The following is a 16,259-nucleotide window of genomic DNA, read 5'->3' as shown; positions in this document are numbered from 1 at the left end:
AAGATGGCAGAGTGGGCCTGCGTGGACTCGAACCACGGACCTCTACATTATCAGTGTAGCGCTCTAACCACCTGAGCTACAAGCCCAACATACCAAGTTTTATTATTTGAATGATGGAAAAGACGCGTGGTATAGTACCACGTAACATTTTTGAACTCACGAGTCGAGATTGCTCCAGAAAGGAGGTGATCCAGCCGCACCTTCCGGTACGGCTACCTTGTTACGACTTAGCCCTAATTACCTGTTCTACCCTAACTGGCTTCGTTGCGGAGCACCAGCTTCAGGTCTACCAGACTTTCATGGCTTGACGGGCGGTGTGTACAAGGCCCGGGAACGTATTCACCGCGCCATGGCTGATGCGCGATTACTAGTGATTCCAGCTTCACGGAGTCGAGTTGCAGACTCCGATCCGAACTGAGAACGGCTTTTCGAGATTGGCATCTGGTCGCCCAGTAGCTACCCGCTGTACCGTCCATTGTAGCACGTGTGTCGCCCTAGGCGTAAGGGCCATGATGACCTGACGTCGTCCCCGCCTTCCTCACTGCTTGCGCAGGCAGTCTGGCTAGAGTCCCCACCATTACGTGCTGGCAACTAACCATAGGGGTTGCGCTCGTTGCGGGACTTAACCCAACACCTCACGGCACGAGCTGACGACGGCCATGCAGCACCTTGCTTTGTGTCCCGAAGGAAAGGCTCATCTCTGAGCCGGTCACGCGCATTCTAGCCTAGGTAAGGTTCCTCGCGTATCATCGAATTAAACCACATGCTCCACCACTTGTGCGGGCCCCCGTCAATTCCTTTGAGTTTCACCGTTGCCGGCGTACTCCCCAGGTGGGATACTTATCGGTTTCCCTAAGCCACGGACAATCTTTAGCCCGCAGCGAGTATCCATCGTTTACGGCGTGGACTACCAGGGTATCTAATCCTGTTCGCTCCCCACGCTGTCGTGCCTCAGCGTCAGTAACAGCCTAGTCAGCTGCCTTCGCAATCGGGGTTCTGGACCGTATCTATGCATTTCACCGCTACTCGGTCCATTCCGCCAACCTCGTCTGTACTCAAGCCTCGCAGTATCCAGGGCAGTTCCGTTGTTGAGCAACGGGCTTTCACCCCGGACTTACAAGGCCGCCTACGCACCCTTTAAACCCAATAAATCCGGACAACGCTCGCACCCTCCGTATTACCGCGGCTGCTGGCACGGAGTTAGCCGGTGCTTATTCTGCAGGTACCGTCATCACTGCTCACGAGCAGCTTATTCTTCCCTGTCAAAAGCAGTTTACGACTCAGAAAGCCTTCGTCCTGCACGCGGCATGGCTGGGTCAGGCTCTCGCCCATTGCCCAATATTCCCTACTGCTGCCTCCCGTAGGAGTCGGGCCCGTATCTCAGTGCCCGTGTGGGGGACCAGCCTCTCAGCTCCCCTAGTCATCGTCGCCTTGGTCAGCCGTTACCCAACCAACTAGCTAATGACCCGCAACCCCATCTATACCCAATAAATCTTTAACTATCACCCGATGCCAGGTAAAAGCCTTATGCGGTATTAATCCGCCTTTCGGCGGGCTATCCCCCAGGTATAGGTAGGTTAGTTACGTGTTACGCACCCGTGCGCCACTATCAGTATTGCTACTGACCGTTCGACTTGCATGTATTAGGCCTGCCGCTAGCGTTCATCCTGAGCCAGGATCAAACTCTCCATTGTAAAATATTCCTGCACCCATGCGAACATGGGCTGATGTCGAGTGCCAATCCGACTCGTATTGACGAGTTAAATTTTTAATGTTACGTTTCTGCTTACTTGCGTAAGCATACTTACCATTTGTCTTTTCCAGTCATTCAAAGAACGTTTGTTGCTTCCAATTGAGGCAACATGGTGGGCTGCGTCGGCTGCCCAGTTTCGCTGTTTGCAGCGCCCTGTTTTATTTGGGAGTGCAAAGGTACGAGAAATTTTTTACTTTGTAAGTTCTAGGCGAAAAAAATTTATTGCTTTCGCTTCGTAATTGTTTGTAGTGGCTTTCGATTGAATCGCGGTGCAAAAGTAAGAAATTTTTTTGACTTTCAAAATTAAAAGGAGAAATTTTTAAGGTTTCTCGTTTCGTTTGATTGTCGTGCCAGTTTCGACTAAACTAGCTTTTGGTGTGCAACTGTTTGTAAACTACGTTGCTGTTGCCGGCGTTTCACGTGCTCCGTTTTGTTTGGGAGTGCAAAGGTAGTGGTTTTTTTTGACTTGCCAAATTTGAGGCGAAAAAATTTGGTTTTTCAACCTCTTCTTCGGCGATTCCGATGGACCGTTGCTGGAACGGGGGTGCAAAGATAGGCTAAGAATGTCGGTATTTCCAAAGGAGTTTTTTTGAGTTTGTGACTCGTTGCTCGTTTGGGAGTGCCCGCGTCCGTTCGATTTGGGAGTGCAAAAGTACGGCTGGAAGGGCCGCGTTGGTAACGATGGGCCGGCTTTTTTCGTACTATGACGCTTTGCTGGAAAGCCGGGGGCGGGTGCTGCCATTAGCAATCAGCCGGTTAGCCAACCGGGTGGGATTGAAAAAAATTTAGGCCTAGAGATATTTTTCGAAGAAAAGGGTGAGGTCGGGGCGGTATTGGCGGGGGCGGCGAGCTTCGTATTGGTAGAAAAGCTGGCCTAGCTGAGCTAGGAAGGGCTCTCCGATGGTGTCGTATTCGTAGTTGGCATCGTTGATAATGCCGTCTTGGTTGACGTAGAGGACGGCGCTCAGTAGGAATTCGGACTGGTGGAGGGAATCGGCGAAGTAGGCAACATCGGCGAGATAGCCGTGCGACATGCCCACGATATTAAAGATGCGGAGGCCGGATTGGGGCTGGGCTTCGGGGAGGCGACCGTAATAGAGGTATTTTTTGTAGGCATCGAAGTATTTGGGGGTGGCATAGGCGGTAAAATAGCTGGCGTGCGGTGTGAGGTGCAGGTATTGGCGGAGAAAGGCGTGGTCGGTGGGCGTAAGTTGCGGGCGTTGGGTGGCAAGGAGGGGCGCGGGGAAAAGGGCAGTTTGGAGCAGGGCCGTAATGTCGGGCAGGGGGAGATTGTTGGCAGTAGTGAACTCGTAGGGACGCCGGACGAGGCGGTCGCCGACTTTGTAGGCGCGGCCGGCAAATACGGGCCCTAGCGGGGGTGCGGGGGTGCGGGGGTTAGTTTGGGCCGGCTGCTTGTAGATAGTATCGCCATTAAGCGTGTGGAAAGCAATGGGATTGGTAGTGCGGTTGGCGGCGGTATCGCAGGGGGCGAAACGGCGCACGATGCGGCTGCCAGTGTAGCCTAGCTGTTGGAGACGGTCGTTGATTGCTTTCTGACCTAAAAACTCATACAGGCGGTTATAAGCCAAGTTATCGCTGACCAGGAGCATGCGCTTGATATAATTGCCGACGGTGGCTAGGCGGTCGGAATCGGCGGGGGCAGCGAAGGGGACGGGCGTTTGGCAGCGCCCCGCAACTCCTGTAGACATAATGGTGCTCCTATCAATAGGTGCGGGCAGCGTGTGAAGTTTTTCGAGCGCTAGCAGCGCCACGGGAAGCTTAACGAGGCTAGCGGGATTGAAATACTGACGGGGATTGAGGTGGTAGGTGTGCGGGGTAAAATGTGGGACGTTGTGGGCGTCACGGTTTATTTGGGTGTAAATAAGCTGGAGCTGGTAGGCTTCGGGATGGCTGAGTACCCTAGCCAGGGCCGGATTAGTGTGGAGAAGACTGTCGAGGAGAGGGGAATCAGGATACTGATTGGTTTGCGCTTGGGCAGAGATGGAAATTAGCAGCAGCGCGACTAGGATAAACTTCATAGCTAAACGGATTTTGATACAGTATATAAGAAGGAATGCCGTGATAGCTAATATCACGGCATTCCGAAAATTGATGCGGGGGCTTCAGCCCATTTATCTACTTGCTGATGGGGGCGCGGCGCTTAGCTAGCAGCAGGTTGCTATCGGTTTGGCGCCAGTTGTAGCCAGTGCCGAAGGGCAGCGGGCGGGCGCGGCGCAGGCTGTCGTGGTAGGCAGCGGTTAGCTCGGGCTGATACTGCTTGGCAAAGAGGTTGATGGGGCGCCGGTAGGTGCCATAGTACGTGAATTGCCAGGCATCTTTCGGGAAATACTTCATGGCAATGCCGCTGTCGTCTTGCAGCAGGTAATTGCTGCGCTCCAGCACCAAGTTGCGGATTTTGGAGAAATAGGTCTTGTGCATGAGGTAGGTGGCCGACTTCACGTAGGTGGTGAGCGGGCCGAGGGTGCGCACGTAGGCTAGCGGGGCGCTTTTGGTGCTCAGCTTCCAGTCGCTGAGGTCGGCCGAGAAGTAGTAGACGGTCTTCTCGGTGCCGTCGGCGGCTTGCAGCTTCAACTCGGCGCCCTGAATGGCTTTGGAGCCGGGCGCGCGGGTAGTATCGGTGACGGCGTGGAGCTGGCCCTGGGCATCGAGCTGCACCGGCTGCACGCTTTGCAAATGATTGCCAGTGCGGGCGGCGAAGAGCATAATGAGCGGCACGGCCCCGTCGAGGTTCACCGACTTAAGGTCCACCGCCATGTCATTAGTGCGGAAGAAGCTGAAATTCAGCACCGACCAGAGCGATTTCTTGATGGCGGGTAAGATGGCCGGGTTTTCGAGGTTCTCGCGGCTAGGCACGCTGCCCACCGGCTCCAGCCCAAACATGACGTAGGTACTGGCGGTGGGAAACAGGGTGAAGGCATTCAGAAAATCGGGGCCGCTGAAGGGGTAAAACAGCGTGGAGGTGGCCTGGCGCACCGAATCGAGCTGGGTGGCCGCCCAGTGGTTCATGCGGTCGGTGTGCGTGGTGCGGTACTTGGCCCAGCTTTTATCCTGGTCTTTGGCGAAGGCCTGCCAGGCGGGCTGGGCAGCTAGCTCGGCTAGCGGAGTACCAGCCTGGGGCGGCAGGCCAGCCAGGTAGTCGGCTACGTTTTGCACGTTGGCCATATCGGGGGCCTGGCGGGCGGCGGCCGGGCGCGGAGTGGTGGGCGCGGCACTATCGGCCTGGGTGGCGGGCACGGCGGGGCGCCCGCTAGCTACTTTGTTGGCCGTGTCGGCCATCGTTTCGGTTTTGGTCGTGGCTTGCTGCTCGGGCGCAGAGTTGGAGCAAGCGGCGAGCAGGGCAAAGGCCGGCAGCAGCGGCAGCAGAGAAAGGCGCATTAGCTTGGAAAGACGCCCTACCCTGTGAAATAGGCAGGAGCGGCGCAGCGAAATAATAAGGAGGTGAAAAGGCAGCGGCTAGGTAGGCCGAACGGCCGGGCGCAGCTTTTGCGCCGCAAAGTAAAGGAGCAAGCCGCTGGCCACGGTGTAAAACCCGTAGAGCGACTCGGTCGGCTTGTCCTTGATAATAAATACCAAAGTCCAGGCGCTGAGGGCCAGGAAAAGCAGCGGCGTAACCGGGTAGCCCCAGGCCCGGTACGGGCGGGGCAGCTCGGGCTGCCGCCAGCGCAGCACAAACACCCCCAGCACGGTCAGAAACGTGAATAAATTGAGTACGAAGCCCGCGTAAACCAATACGGCCTGAAAATCAGGTTTCAGAATAAATACCAGGGTAATAGCCACTTGCAGCAGCAGCGCCCGCACCGGAATACCCGCCCGGCTGCGGCCGGCTAGCCAGCCCAGGGCGGGTAGGTCCTCCCCCATCGTTTGTACGATGCGCGGACCGGCAAAAATCATGGCGCTGATGGTAGACACCAGCAGCGCCGCAATGACGCCGCCCATGAGCCGGCCCAGCGCCGGGCCAAACACCCAGCTGGCCGCCAGATAGCCCACTTCGAGCTGGCCCTTGAGCACGGCCAGCGGCGTGGCTCGCAGAAAAACGTAGTTCAGCCCCACGTACAGCAGCAGCACGGCGGCCGTGCCCGTGAGCAGAATGCGCGAAAGATTGCGCTGCGGGCGCTCGATTTCACCGGTCAGGTACACGGCCGCATTCCAGCCCGAGTAGGCGTAGCTGACGTAGACCAGCGACACGGCAAATGTGGGGCTGAGCAAGGCGCGCCAACCCGCCGCATCGGGCGCAAACGTCAGTGGCTGGGGCTTACCCAACACCAGGCCAGCCCCAATAAATGCCACGAGTATCAGCACTTTAACGGTGGTAATGACTACCTGCAAGCGGCTGCCGGCGCGGGTGCTGCGCCCGTGCACCAGGGCTAGCCCCAGCACAACGGCCACGGCCAGCACGGTGGCCCACGTGTAGGCGCTGCCCGCGCCGAGCGGCGTGGCTAGCTCCGGCCACACGCCCTGGGAGTAGCGGGCCAGCGCCAGCGCGGCCAAAGCCGTGGGCGCGGCAAAGCCCACCGTGGCCGACACCCAACCCGACAAAAACCCCAGCGCCGGGTGATAAATCTGGCTCAGGTAATGGTACTCGCCGCCCGAGCGCGGCATGGCGGCGGCCAGCTCGCCGTAGCTCACGGCGCCGCACAGCGCAATGAGGCCGCCCACCGCCCACAGCATCAGCAGCGCAAAGCCGCTCTGGATGCCCAGTACCTGAAAACCCAGGCTGGTAAAAACCCCGGTACCCACCATACTGGCGATGACGATGGCGGTGCCGGCGCGAAAATTTATTTTATAAGAACTGGGAGAGTCAGGCATCGAAGGAAGGCTAGCGCCTGCAAAGATGCGCCCGCCCGGCCCTTACCCTTCGGCTACGGTCGCGGCGGCCTTGGGCTTTTTATAGAGCGGCACGGTGCTGCACGGCTCGCCATACATCATGCTGGCCGCCACCGGCAGCAGCCGCTGCATGATGGCCACGTAGGCAAACGTGGGTACCGGCTTGTCGCCGCAGCCTTTGATGACCAGCTTGGCATCTTGATAATCAGTCGGATTGAGGCTAGCGATGGCGTCCTCAAACAGCGACTGCTCCAGGGCTTCGAGATTACCAAACACGTAGCGGTGGGCGTGGCCTTGCAGCTTGCTAGCCAGCAGCATGTAGGCCCAAGTGGGCACAATGGCATCGGCCGAGCAGATAATCGCCACGTTCTGGCCGTCGTACTGCGCCCAGTCGTGGGTTTTCACAAACTCGCGGAAGTCCTTTTCGCGCAGCATCAGGCCGTGGAAGAGGTTGTCCTTGATATCGTACACCACCCGGTCGCCGGGGTGAATATATTCCTCCAGATTAAGTGTAACGAGGCCGCTGGCGGCCACCCGGTTGACGAAAAGCGGTTCCATAAGTATCAGTGAATAGTTAACTAATGAGTAGTGATTGGATAAGCTGGCAAGTCGGCAAGTCTTAATAAGTACTACTTGCTTACTGACTTCGGCGTGGTTGTGTACACTTCCTTCAGGTAGAACGGCTCATAGTAAGCCACATCCTGAAACTGCTGGCGATGGTAAGCCGCCAGGGCCAGCTCGCCGGTGCTCACGGCCGAGGGCTGCACGTCGGGTAGAAAAAGCGTATTAGTCTGGTCACCGGCCAAGGCTTGAAACTTGGCCGCGCCCGAGCCAAAGCATAACAGCGGCGAGTGGGCCAAATGTTCGGCCAGCGCCCCGGCGTCGAGAATGAGATTGGTGGGCGCCAGCACCTCGGTGCCATCGGCGCGGTAGAGGGCGGTGTACACCTCCTGGCGGCGGGCGTCGAGCATGGGCGCGTAGAGGTAGGCGTCGGCGCGGGGCGTGCGGGCGGCCACCTGGTGGGCTAGCGCGGGCAGCGTGCCCACGGCCAGCAGCGGAATATCGAGGGCAAAACACAGGCCCTTGGCGGCAGCAGCCCCAATGCGCAGGCCGGTGTAGGAGCCAGGGCCATCGCTCACGGCCACGGCCCCGAGGTCGGTGAGGACGTAGCCGGCATTACTAATCAGCTGCTCGATGAGCACGGTGAGGTGGGTGGAGTGCGACTTTTCGAGGCGCAGTTCGGACTGGCCGAGCAGGCGGCCGTCGGGAATGTGGTGCAGGGCCACGGCGCAGATGGGCGACGAGGTTTCGAGCGAAAGCAGGAGCATGGACATAAGCAGCCGGCAAGTTCCGGCCGAATGGCAGGTATTTACAAACCAACTTGCGGCGCAATTGTCCGTTTGAAATGCCCTAACCCACCCGCTATGCCCTTGGCTGCTCCCTACACGGTCACGATTATTGGCGGCGGCTTTGCGGGCGCGGCGCTGGCGCTGCACCTCACGCGGCAGGCCGGCCCACTGCCGATTGAAGTAGCCTTGGTAGAGCCGCGCCCCGCGCCCGGCCCCGGCCTGGCTTACTCAGCACCCTGGCCCGAGCTGCTGCTCAATGTGCGGCTGCGCAACCTGAGCGTGTGGCCCGAGGAGCCCGCGCATTTTGCCCACTGGCTAGCCCGGCAGCCCGAAGCCGCCGGCGGCGTACCCGAGTTTGCGCCCCGCGCCACCTACGGCCGCTACCTGGCTGAGCAGCTAGCCGCCGTACTGGCTAGCCCGGCGGCCAATGGCGTGCGTATCAGGCACTACCCCACGGAGGCGCTGGCGGCACCGCTGCTGCCCGATGGCCGCCGCGCCGTGCAGCTCGCCGATGGCCGCACCCTGGCTAGCCACGCCACGGTGCTGGCGCTCGGCAATTTTCCGCCGCCCCCACCCACCGGGCCCGACCACCGCTACCGGCACCACCCCGGCTACCACGCCGACCCCTGGGCACCCGGCACGCTGGCCCGCATCGGCCCCGATGAGCCGGTAGTACTTATCGGCGCGGGCCTCACGGCCGTGGATATGCTGCTGGCCCTGCACGCCCAGGGCCACCGCGCCCCGGTGCAGGTAGTAGCCCGGCGCGGCCACTGGCCCGCCGCCCACGGCCCGGCCGACGCGCCGGCTTATCTTACTTTTTACCCTGAACTGGCGGCCGAAACTACGGTGGCCGGTACCCTCCGCCAGCTGCGCCGCCACGTGGCCCTGGCGGCGGCGCAGGGCATCGACTGGCGGGCCGTTGTTGATGCCCTGCGGCCCGACCTGAGTCTTATTTGGGCGGGCTGGCCGCTGGCCGAGCAAGCGCGGTTTCTGCGGCACCTGGCGGGGCGCTGGGCCCGGGTGCGGCACCGCATGGCGCCGGGCCACTCGGCTTTGCTAGCCGAGCTGACGGCTAGCGGGCAGCTGCAAACCCTGGCGGGGCGCGCCGTGGAGATTTTACCCGCCGGGCACCTGCTGCGCGTGGGCGTGGCGCAGGCTGGGCAGCCCCAGCAGTGGCTGATAGCGCCGCACGTCGTTTGCTGCGCCGGGCCGCTGCTCGATTATAGCCGCATCGAGGTGCCGTTGGTGGCGCAGCTGCGCGCCGATGGCTGCCTCGTGCCCGATACGCTGCAACTGGGCATTAGCACCGATGCTAGCGGCGCCCTGCTGGGGCCCACCGGGCAGCCCAGCGCGGGCGGCTTGTTCACGCTGGGGGCTAGCCGGCGGCCGGCGTACTTTGAATCGACGGCCGTGCCCGAGCTACGGCAGCAGGCTGCCGCCCTGGCCGAGGTGCTCGCGCAGCGCTACCGCGCCCCGCAGCCCTAAAAAAGCGCCACGCCGGCCATGGCCAGCGTGGCGCTTTTTCTTTTTAAATACAAATGCGCCAGCGACCTAGGCGGCTACTGGCAGACCGGCTGGGTACAGCGGTAGCACGCGCGTTTCGGCCGGGGTTGGGGCAGCAGCTTGCGGGGCGGTGGCGGCTAGCTCGTCGTGGTGGCGGCGCAGGGCACGCAGCAGCAGATACTTGTATTTCTCAGCGTCTGCCAGGGCTTGCGCAATGGCCTGCACGGCGTCGGCATAAGCCACTACGGGCTGCAGTTCGCGGCGCGGGCGGCGGGCCTCAAACACCCGTTCGGCCAGGTAATCAGCAGGGTTTTTCATGCGGGAAGTAAGGCAAAAAATTGTCTGCCCTATTAACAGCAGCAACTGACCATAGATTCCCCCGCCCTTATATTTAACTTGCTTATAATCAGAAACAAATAAAGTTTTTATTACCGATTTCAAGGCTGGTTTTTTGGCAAGGTTTTGGTACCATCCAAGTCGTCCGGCTCTTGCTTTATTTTTCCACTAGTTCTGGTGGAAGAAATTAAACCAGCCGGCTTTACTGTTGTCTAACCATTGGTTGTTCTTCACAACTTTAATGCGGGAGTTTGAGTCCCGACTTGTCATGCGTCGCAATCTGTTTTTGTCTTTACTGCTGCTTCTAGGCTTCGGCCTGGGCCTGAGTAGCTGCGCGCCCGGCGTGTACGCCGGGGTCAACTACGGGGCTCCTTACCCCTACTATGGCGGAGGCTACTACGCACCACGCCCCCTTATTGTCGCGCCGGCCTACGGCTATGGTGGGGGCTGGCATGGCCACGGTGGCTGGCACGGTGACCGCGGCTGGCACGGCGATGGTGGCCGTGGGGGGTATGGTGGCCGTCGGGGCCGCTAATTAGCCTGTTTAGTGAGTTGCTGCTTATACTAAACCCTAAACCCGAAGTTTTCCCGATTTCCGAATTCCCTTATTTTTTTAGGTGCTCCGGCACCACGTAAGCCATGCGTCTTCGTCCTTTGTTTTTCGCCCTGGTGCTCGCGTTAGTCGGCGTAGGCACAGCTTCGGCCCAAGTTGTTATTAGTGCTCAAGTGGGCCGGCCTTATTCTTACTACGGGCGCGGGTATTATCCGCCGGTAGCCCCGGTAGTAGTAGCGCCGCCCGTATACTATGCGCCGGCCCCGGTGTACTACGCGCCCCGGCCCGTGTACTACGCGCCGGCCCCGGTATATTATGCTCCTCGCCCCGTGTATTATGCGCCGCGGCCGTACTACGGGCGGGGCTGGGGCCGCCGCTGGTAGCGCAATGCCCGACGTGGTTTTTGACTTGAAGAGCCCCGGAGCCTAACGGTTACCGGGGCTTTTTCGTGGGCGTTGATTTGGTAATGAAAATTTTACAAGGCTTCGGAGTTGTGGATGCGCACGCCGCCGCCGTCGTCTTCGGCGGCGTGCAGCATGGCCTGGGCTACGGTGGCGGCGGCTACGGGCCGGTACTTGCGCCAGCCGCCACGCAGCAGCGGGCGCGCCAGGGCCAGCACCACGGCCCCTAGCCGCTCGCCCAGGCGGGGTTTGGCGCGCGCGCCCAGCAGCAGCGAGGGCCGAAAAATATGAATGGCCCGGAAGGGCGTCTGGCGCACGGCTTCTTCCATCTCGCCCTTTACGCGGCTGTAGTAGAAGCGCGAGTCGAGGTCGGCGCCCAGCGCCGAAACCACCAGAAACTGAGCCGCAAAATTGGCCGCCGTGAGGGCGGCCAGCCGCACTACGTACAGAAAATCAACTATATAAAATGCTTCCTGCGAGCCCGCCTGCCGGATAGTTGTGCCCAGGCAGCAATACACGTCGTCGGCAATGAGCCGCAGCCGCTCGTGCTCCAGCTGGTCGAGCGCCGTGACTACCTGCACGAGCTTAGGGTGCTCCATCGCCACTGGCTGGCGGCCCACCACTATCACTTTGGCGTAGCGGTCGGCGGCAAGTAATAAGGGTAGTAATGCGCTACCAACAAGCCCGGTAGCGCCAGCGAGTAAAGCAGTTTTTTTCATAAATGAGGCTTACGAGTCGGCGGCCGATTCCTGGGCCGGCTCTTGCTTACGCAGGCGTTGGGCGGGCGTTGAGTCCAGCTTATTTTCCTAGCTCCTCGGCGCGGGCGCGGGCGGCTTCGGCGCCGGCCATCAGGCCCTCGCGCACGGCCCCGCTGCCGAAAGCGTGCATGGCCGCCTCGGTGGTACCGCCTTTAGAGGCCACACGGGCAATCCAGTCCTGGCAGCTAAGGCCGGCCTGACTATACAATTCCACTGCGCCGCGAAAGGTCTGGCTCACCAGCAGCTCGGCCTCGGCGGGCGCAAAGCCCATTTGGGCGGCGGCGGCCATCAGGGCTTCCATGCAGTAGTACACGTAGGCCGGGCCGCTGCCCGAGATGGCCGTGCTGGCATCAATGGCGCTTTCCTGCTCCACATACACCGTTTTGCCGGTGGTTGAGAGCAGGTTTTGCACCTGCACCAGCTCGGCGCGGGTCACCTCGTCGGTGCTCGTAAAGGCCGTCATACCCATACCAATCTGGGCCGGCAGGTTGGGCATGGCCCGGATAATCTTGGGCGTGCCCAGCGCCTCGCGCAGCGTCGCTATCCGCACGCCGGCCATGATGCTGAGAATGACTTGCTGCGGCTGCACCAGCCCGCGCAGTTGCGCAAAGAGGGCCGCCGAATCCTGGGGCTTCACGGCCAGAATAATGATGTCGGCGCCGGGCACGCAGTCGGCGGGGCTAGCCCACACCGTGCCGATTTCGTGGGCGGCCAGCGCGGGCACGCGCTCGGCCGAGCGGGCTAGCAGGCGCAGGTCGAGGCGCGAGGTAACGTGGGCCCGCACGAAGCTGCGGGCGTAGGTCAGGCCCATGTTGCCGCCGCCGATGATGAGAATTTTCATGCAAGATGCCCAGCGGCTGGATGGCTAGCCAAGTGGCAAGCACACTACGCCAGAGCTTTTAGGTTAATTAACAAATACTTATAAAAACGCAACATTGATGCAAAAATGTTATCGAACAAAATGCAACATTGCTGCCATTAGCCCGACCTTATACTTTCCAGACCCAGTTGCGGTGGCGCAGCCAGCTGAGCACGACCAGCCAGATGAGCAAACATACTACCGCGCCAGCCAGCGATGCATTGCGCGGGTCGCTGAAAAACGGTGCGATTCCCCACTCGTAGAGCCACTCCTTACCGCCCACCGGCTGCCCGCCCGGCCCCGCTAGCCGCAGCAGGCCTAATGTGCGCGAGAGAATAGCCGAGCCAAAAAACACCGCAATGGCATTGACGCCGAAGGCCAGCACCGGCCCCAACCCGCGCCGGTAGCCGCGCACATCGCACAGCCAGTAGAGCAGCGCCAGCAAGCCCAGCGCCAGCCCTCCGGCGAAGAGTACGTAGGAGCTGGTCCACAACGCTTTATTAATGGGAAACCAGTGGCTCCAAACCAGGCCCAGCGCCAGGGCTAGCCCGCCGGCCAGCGCCAGGCCGGCCGGCTTGCCAAGGCGCGCCGGGCCGGGCCAGCGCAGCCATTGGCCGGCCAGCAGGCCGAGCAGCCCGGTGCCCAGCGCCGGCAGGGTGCCGAGCAGGCCCTCGGGGTCCCAGGTGCGCGAGGTTTTCCAGAGGTGCGGCTCGGTGAGCACGGTGCGGTCGAGCCAGGCGCCGAGGTTGGTAGTGGGCTCCAGGCTGGCCGGACCAACGCCGGGCACGGGCACCAGCTGCATGAGCGCGGCGTAGCTTATTAAGAAGACTATCAGCAGGATAACCTGCGTGCGCCAGCTGCTTACCAGGTAGATAAGGCTGCACCCGAAGTACACCAACGCAATGCGCTGCAACACGCCCATGATGCGCACCGTGCTAAAATCGAAGTGCGGATAGAGCGAGGTGAGCACCCCTAGCCCGAACAGAATAGCCGCCCGCCGCGCCACCCTAGCCAGCACCGGGCCGAGTGGCACCTGCTCGCGCCGGGCGCCAGCCAGGGCATAAGCCAGGCTCACGCCCACGATGAAAAGGAAGAATGGAAACACCAGGTCGGTGGGCGTGCAGCCATTCCACTCGGCGTGCTCAAGGGGCGGATAGATATGGCCCCAGTCGCCGGGATTATTTACTATCGTCATCAACATGACGGTGAGGCCCCGAAAGACATCGAGCGAAACCAGGCGGGCGGATGGGGTGAGGGAAGAAGTAGCCATAGAAAAGACCGTCATGCTGCGGCAAGCTCAGCATGACGGTCCGTTTATCCTATTTCCGGCCTAGCTACTTCAACCCAAAGAGCCTGGCGAAGAAGCCGCGCCGCCGGGGCTTCTCCTTGATTTTCACTTTGGTAGCAGCTGTTTCGGCTACGACAGGGGCCGGGCGGGGCTGCGGATGCGGCGCGGCGGCCACGGGCGGCTGCGGCCGGGGCGCCGGGCGGGCGGCGGCCACGGGCGGCCCCTGGGCCGGCGGGGCGGCGGCCAGGGTTTCGACGGGCAGTTTGCCTTCGGTGAAGATGCGCACGGGCAGGCTTTCGTTGTGCAGGCGGTCGACGGCCGTAAGGTAGTAGGCGTAGGCCACGCCGGGCAGGGCCGTGGTGTCGGCGTAGGTGCCGGGCTGGGCCAGCGCGCCGGGCCGCACAATGGTGAGGATGCGGCGCGGGTCGTTGGGGCCCATCACCTGGCCGCGCTCGAAGCGGTAGAGCACGTAGTAGGCAGCGAGGTCGCCATCGGCGGCGGGCACCAGGTCGGGCTGCCAGGTGAGGCTAGCGGTGTGGCCCCGGCGAGTGAGAGCCAGCGCGCGCACCGGGCGCGGGGCCAGGCTGTCGAGCCAGGGCATGACGGGCACCAGCGCCGGGGCGCGGTAGGCATCCTGGCGCAAGGAGTCGGTAGTATGCAGCGGATTGGTGGCCAGCGACTTGGCCGAAAAAAATACGCTGCCCTGCACGTCGTCGGGGTAGTCGCGGTTGAGGCGCAGCTGGCGGGGCAGCTCGCGCGGATTGCGCCAGGCGGTGTCCGAGCGGGTGCTTTCGAGCATGCGGTAGGTGCCGTGGCCGATGTAGAGGTGGCGCTGAAAGTGGTTGCGCGTCCACCATTCCAGTAGCGTGGCGTAGGGCACGAGCCGGAACTTGGTGCTCCAATAAAGCTGCGGCAGAATGTAATCGACCCAGCCCTGCTGGAGCCAGAGGCGCGAATCGGCGTAGAGGTTGGAGTAGCTGGGCTGCCCGGCGCGGGTGTCGGAGCCTAGCGGGTCGCTGCTCTTGTTCATCCACACGCCGAAGGGCGAGATGCCGAATTTTACCCAGCGCTTGGCTAGCCGGATGCTGTCGTGCAGGTCGCGGATGAGCACGTTCACGTTCTGGCGACGCCAGTCGGGTAGCTTCAGGCTGTCGGGGTTGTACTGGCGGAATGCCTGCTCGTCGTGAAAAACCTGGCCGGGCTCGGGGTACGGGTAGAAATAATCATCAAAGTGCACGCCATCAATATCATAGCGTCGCACCACGTCCATTATCACGCGCCTGATGTGGGTGCGCACGTCGGGCAGGCCGGGGTTGTAGAGGTATTGGCCCGCGTACTTGATAAACCAGTCGGGGTGGCGCTTGTAGGGGTGCAGCGAGGCTAGCGCGCGCGTGAGGGTGTCCATCGTGGCCCGGTAGGGATTAAACCAGGCGTGGAACTCCATATTGTGGCGGTGCGCCTCGGCAATGAGGAAGGGCAGCGGGTCGTCGCCCTCGCCGGGCGCCTTGCCCTGGCGGCCGGTCAGGTACTTGCTCCAGGGCTCCAGGTCCGACTTATAGAAAGCATCCGAAGCCGGCCGGATTTGCACGAACACCGCGTTGAGGCCGGCGCGCTGGCCGGCATCGAGCAGGCGGCGGTACTCGCGCCGGTAGTGCTCGGGGGCCTCGCCGCGCTGGTTGGGCCAGTCGATATTGCCCACCGTAGCCACCCAGAAGCCGCGCAATTCGCGCTTGGGCGGGGCGGGGCGCAGGTCTTCCTGGCCGGCAATGGCGCCGAGGGTGGGCGGCACCTGCGCGCGCAAGGCAAGCGGCAGCAGGCAAAGTAAGTAGCAGAAAACGCGGCGGGGGCAGAAAAACCAAAGACTCAGCACAAGCACAAAGTACGGGCAGCTAGCCCGCTTACTTCGCAGGCTCAACGCAAAAAGCCCGCTTTGCGCTGCAAAACGGGCTTTAGCGGGTCGGCTTAGCTATCTAAACCTCTTCCTGGGGCGCGTTGGTCGGGTTTTTATCGGCGCGGTCGGGGCCAGCGTCGGTGACTGACTGCTCGCCGCCTTCGAGGCCGTTGGTTTGCTCGGCATCGCCGTAGTCGCCCCGGATACCGGCGCCGTCGCTCTTGGCCAGGTCTTGCTGAGTCACGGCCTCCGGATTGCCGCTGGCGTTGGGGTCCGGGTCGGCAGCGGGGTTGGTGATGGAGCCGGCGGTGCTGGGCGTTTTACCTTCTTCAATTTCCGACGGGCGGCCGGAATCGGGGGCGGGATTAGGAGTTACCATGAGTAAGTAGTTGTTAAATGCTAAAGATTTACCTGGCCGACGCTGCCACCGCTCACGCCCGTGCCGCCGCTGGCGCCGGGGCCGCCAATGCCGCCGTCATTCTCTTCATCGGTTTGGGCGTTGCCGTCGGCGTCGGTTTCGAGCGCGGCAGCTTTCTTGTCCTGGGCATTGCTGCTGGGATGGGCGTTGCCGCCGCTGCCCGAGTTGTCGTCGGCGTTGCCGCCGTAAAGGGCATCGGGGTTAGTGGGTGCCTCCTGGCGGCCCAGGGGCTGGTAGCCGTCCGATTGCGGGGACTCGGTGGCCTGTTCTTTTTCGGGGCGGGTGGTGGGCATGGGGCGCGTGGC

15 protein-coding genes, 1 tRNA gene and 1 rRNA gene are annotated in these 16,259 nt (G+C 61.6%); 3 read left to right on the top strand and 14 right to left on the bottom strand.

The annotated features are described in order from the left end of the window. Positions 1 to 12 precede the first annotated feature (12 nt). From GKZ68_RS01680 to tsaB, 7 genes are all read right to left on the bottom strand, one after another. A tRNA-Ile gene (locus GKZ68_RS01680) sits at positions 13 to 86 on the bottom strand. 92 nt (positions 87 to 178) lie between these two features. Continuing rightward, a 16S ribosomal RNA gene (locus tag GKZ68_RS01675) occupies positions 179 to 1,694 on the bottom strand. 850 nt (positions 1,695 to 2,544) lie between these two features. Then, positions 2,545 to 3,792: a serine hydrolase gene (locus GKZ68_RS01670; protein ID WP_173110126.1), complete on the bottom strand. Its 1,248-nt coding sequence runs from the start codon at positions 3,790 to 3,792 to the stop codon at positions 2,545 to 2,547. A 97-nt stretch (positions 3,793 to 3,889) separates the two neighbouring features. Then, a complete protein-coding gene (locus GKZ68_RS01665; protein WP_173110125.1) occupies positions 3,890 to 5,149 on the bottom strand; it encodes a hypothetical protein in 1,260 nt (419 codons plus the stop codon). A 78-nt stretch (positions 5,150 to 5,227) separates the two neighbouring features. After that, positions 5,228 to 6,580 (bottom strand): APC family permease, encoded by a 1,353-nt coding sequence (locus GKZ68_RS01660; RefSeq protein WP_173110124.1) that lies wholly within the window; start codon positions 6,578 to 6,580, stop codon positions 5,228 to 5,230. A gap of 42 nt (positions 6,581 to 6,622) precedes the next feature. Then, positions 6,623 to 7,156 (bottom strand): DUF2480 family protein, encoded by a 534-nt coding sequence (locus GKZ68_RS01655; RefSeq protein WP_173110123.1) that lies wholly within the window; start codon positions 7,154 to 7,156, stop codon positions 6,623 to 6,625. A 71-nt stretch (positions 7,157 to 7,227) separates the two neighbouring features. After that, the gene (tsaB, locus tag GKZ68_RS01650) at positions 7,228 to 7,932 is read right to left on the bottom strand and encodes a tRNA (adenosine(37)-N6)-threonylcarbamoyltransferase complex dimerization subunit type 1 TsaB (protein ID WP_173110122.1); all 705 of its coding nucleotides are present in this window, start codon (positions 7,930 to 7,932) and stop codon (positions 7,228 to 7,230) included. A 90-nt stretch (positions 7,933 to 8,022) separates the two neighbouring features. Between tsaB and GKZ68_RS01645 the strand changes: the two genes are divergently transcribed. Further along, entirely contained in the window at positions 8,023 to 9,432 is a 1,410-nt protein-coding gene (locus tag GKZ68_RS01645) for an FAD/NAD(P)-binding protein (RefSeq protein ID WP_173110120.1), read from the top strand. A gap of 66 nt (positions 9,433 to 9,498) precedes the next feature. Here GKZ68_RS01645 and GKZ68_RS01640 read toward each other — a convergent pair whose 3' ends face one another. Beyond that, positions 9,499 to 9,768: a hypothetical protein gene (locus tag GKZ68_RS01640; protein WP_173110117.1), complete on the bottom strand. Its 270-nt coding sequence runs from the start codon at positions 9,766 to 9,768 to the stop codon at positions 9,499 to 9,501. A gap of 401 nt (positions 9,769 to 10,169) precedes the next feature. On the opposite strand from GKZ68_RS01640, the gene GKZ68_RS01635 reads away from it, so the two are divergent. Then, positions 10,170 to 10,325: a hypothetical protein gene (locus GKZ68_RS01635; RefSeq protein WP_173110116.1), complete on the top strand. Its 156-nt coding sequence runs from the start codon at positions 10,170 to 10,172 to the stop codon at positions 10,323 to 10,325. 100 nt (positions 10,326 to 10,425) lie between these two features. Then, positions 10,426 to 10,722 carry a hypothetical protein gene (locus GKZ68_RS01630; RefSeq protein ID WP_173109572.1) on the top strand — a complete coding sequence of 99 codons (297 nt, stop codon included), beginning with the start codon at positions 10,426 to 10,428 and terminating at the stop codon, positions 10,720 to 10,722. A gap of 92 nt (positions 10,723 to 10,814) precedes the next feature. On the opposite strand, the gene GKZ68_RS01625 is transcribed toward GKZ68_RS01630, so the two are convergent. The 6 genes from GKZ68_RS01625 to GKZ68_RS01600 form a co-directional block, all read right to left on the bottom strand. Beyond that, positions 10,815 to 11,459, bottom strand: coding sequence for an NAD-dependent epimerase/dehydratase family protein (locus tag GKZ68_RS01625; protein WP_173110114.1), 645 nt, complete (start codon positions 11,457 to 11,459; stop codon positions 10,815 to 10,817). Positions 11,460 to 11,538: 79 nt separating this feature from the next. Then, positions 11,539 to 12,339, bottom strand: coding sequence for a pyrroline-5-carboxylate reductase (proC, locus tag GKZ68_RS01620; RefSeq protein ID WP_173110112.1), 801 nt, complete (start codon positions 12,337 to 12,339; stop codon positions 11,539 to 11,541). 148 nt (positions 12,340 to 12,487) lie between these two features. Further along, a complete protein-coding gene (locus tag GKZ68_RS01615) occupies positions 12,488 to 13,627 on the bottom strand; it encodes an acyltransferase family protein (protein ID WP_173110110.1) in 1,140 nt (379 codons plus the stop codon). 64 nt (positions 13,628 to 13,691) lie between these two features. Continuing rightward, entirely contained in the window at positions 13,692 to 15,434 is a 1,743-nt protein-coding gene (locus GKZ68_RS01610) for a glycoside hydrolase family 10 protein (RefSeq protein ID WP_254244117.1), read from the bottom strand. Between the two features lie 181 nt (positions 15,435 to 15,615). Then, complete coding sequence (locus GKZ68_RS01605; protein ID WP_173110108.1) at positions 15,616 to 15,915, bottom strand: hypothetical protein; 300 nt, start codon at positions 15,913 to 15,915, stop codon at positions 15,616 to 15,618. A 20-nt stretch (positions 15,916 to 15,935) separates the two neighbouring features. Beyond that, positions 15,936 to 16,247 (bottom strand): hypothetical protein, encoded by a 312-nt coding sequence (locus GKZ68_RS01600; protein WP_173110106.1) that lies wholly within the window; start codon positions 16,245 to 16,247, stop codon positions 15,936 to 15,938. Positions 16,248 to 16,259: the final 12 nt, after the last annotated feature.

Source organism: Hymenobacter sp. BRD128, from assembly GCF_013256625.1.
In the GTDB taxonomy this organism is placed as follows: Bacteria; Bacteroidota; Bacteroidia; order Cytophagales; family Hymenobacteraceae; genus Hymenobacter.
The sequence above is the reverse complement of the archived record's forward strand: the minus strand, read 5'-3'. Positions and strand labels throughout refer to the sequence as shown.

Bases quoted from the DNA above. Each gene is read 5' to 3' on its own strand.
- proC (WP_173110112.1), bottom strand. From the start codon at position 12,339: ATGAAAATTCTCATCATCGGCGGCGGCAACATGGGCCTGACCTACGCC.
- GKZ68_RS01655 (WP_173110123.1), bottom strand. From the start codon at position 7,156: ATGGAACCGCTTTTCGTCAACCGGGTGGCCGCCAGCGGCCTCGTTACA.
- GKZ68_RS01645 (WP_173110120.1), top strand. From the start codon at position 8,023: ATGCCCTTGGCTGCTCCCTACACGGTCACGATTATTGGCGGCGGCTTT.
- GKZ68_RS01600 (WP_173110106.1), bottom strand. From the start codon at position 16,247: ATGCCCACCACCCGCCCCGAAAAAGAACAGGCCACCGAGTCCCCGCAA.
- GKZ68_RS01625 (WP_173110114.1), bottom strand. From the start codon at position 11,459: ATGAAAAAAACTGCTTTACTCGCTGGCGCTACCGGGCTTGTTGGTAGC.
- tsaB (WP_173110122.1), bottom strand. From the start codon at position 7,932: ATGTCCATGCTCCTGCTTTCGCTCGAAACCTCGTCGCCCATCTGCGCC.
- GKZ68_RS01660 (WP_173110124.1), bottom strand. From the start codon at position 6,580: ATGCCTGACTCTCCCAGTTCTTATAAAATAAATTTTCGCGCCGGCACC.
- GKZ68_RS01605 (WP_173110108.1), bottom strand. From the start codon at position 15,915: ATGGTAACTCCTAATCCCGCCCCCGATTCCGGCCGCCCGTCGGAAATT.
- GKZ68_RS01665 (WP_173110125.1), bottom strand. From the start codon at position 5,149: ATGCGCCTTTCTCTGCTGCCGCTGCTGCCGGCCTTTGCCCTGCTCGCC.
- GKZ68_RS01635 (WP_173110116.1), top strand. From the start codon at position 10,170: ATGGCGGAGGCTACTACGCACCACGCCCCCTTATTGTCGCGCCGGCCT.
- GKZ68_RS01670 (WP_173110126.1), bottom strand. From the start codon at position 3,792: ATGAAGTTTATCCTAGTCGCGCTGCTGCTAATTTCCATCTCTGCCCAA.
- GKZ68_RS01640 (WP_173110117.1), bottom strand. From the start codon at position 9,768: ATGAAAAACCCTGCTGATTACCTGGCCGAACGGGTGTTTGAGGCCCGC.
- GKZ68_RS01630 (WP_173109572.1), top strand. From the start codon at position 10,426: ATGCGTCTTCGTCCTTTGTTTTTCGCCCTGGTGCTCGCGTTAGTCGGC.
- GKZ68_RS01615 (WP_173110110.1), bottom strand. From the start codon at position 13,627: ATGGCTACTTCTTCCCTCACCCCATCCGCCCGCCTGGTTTCGCTCGAT.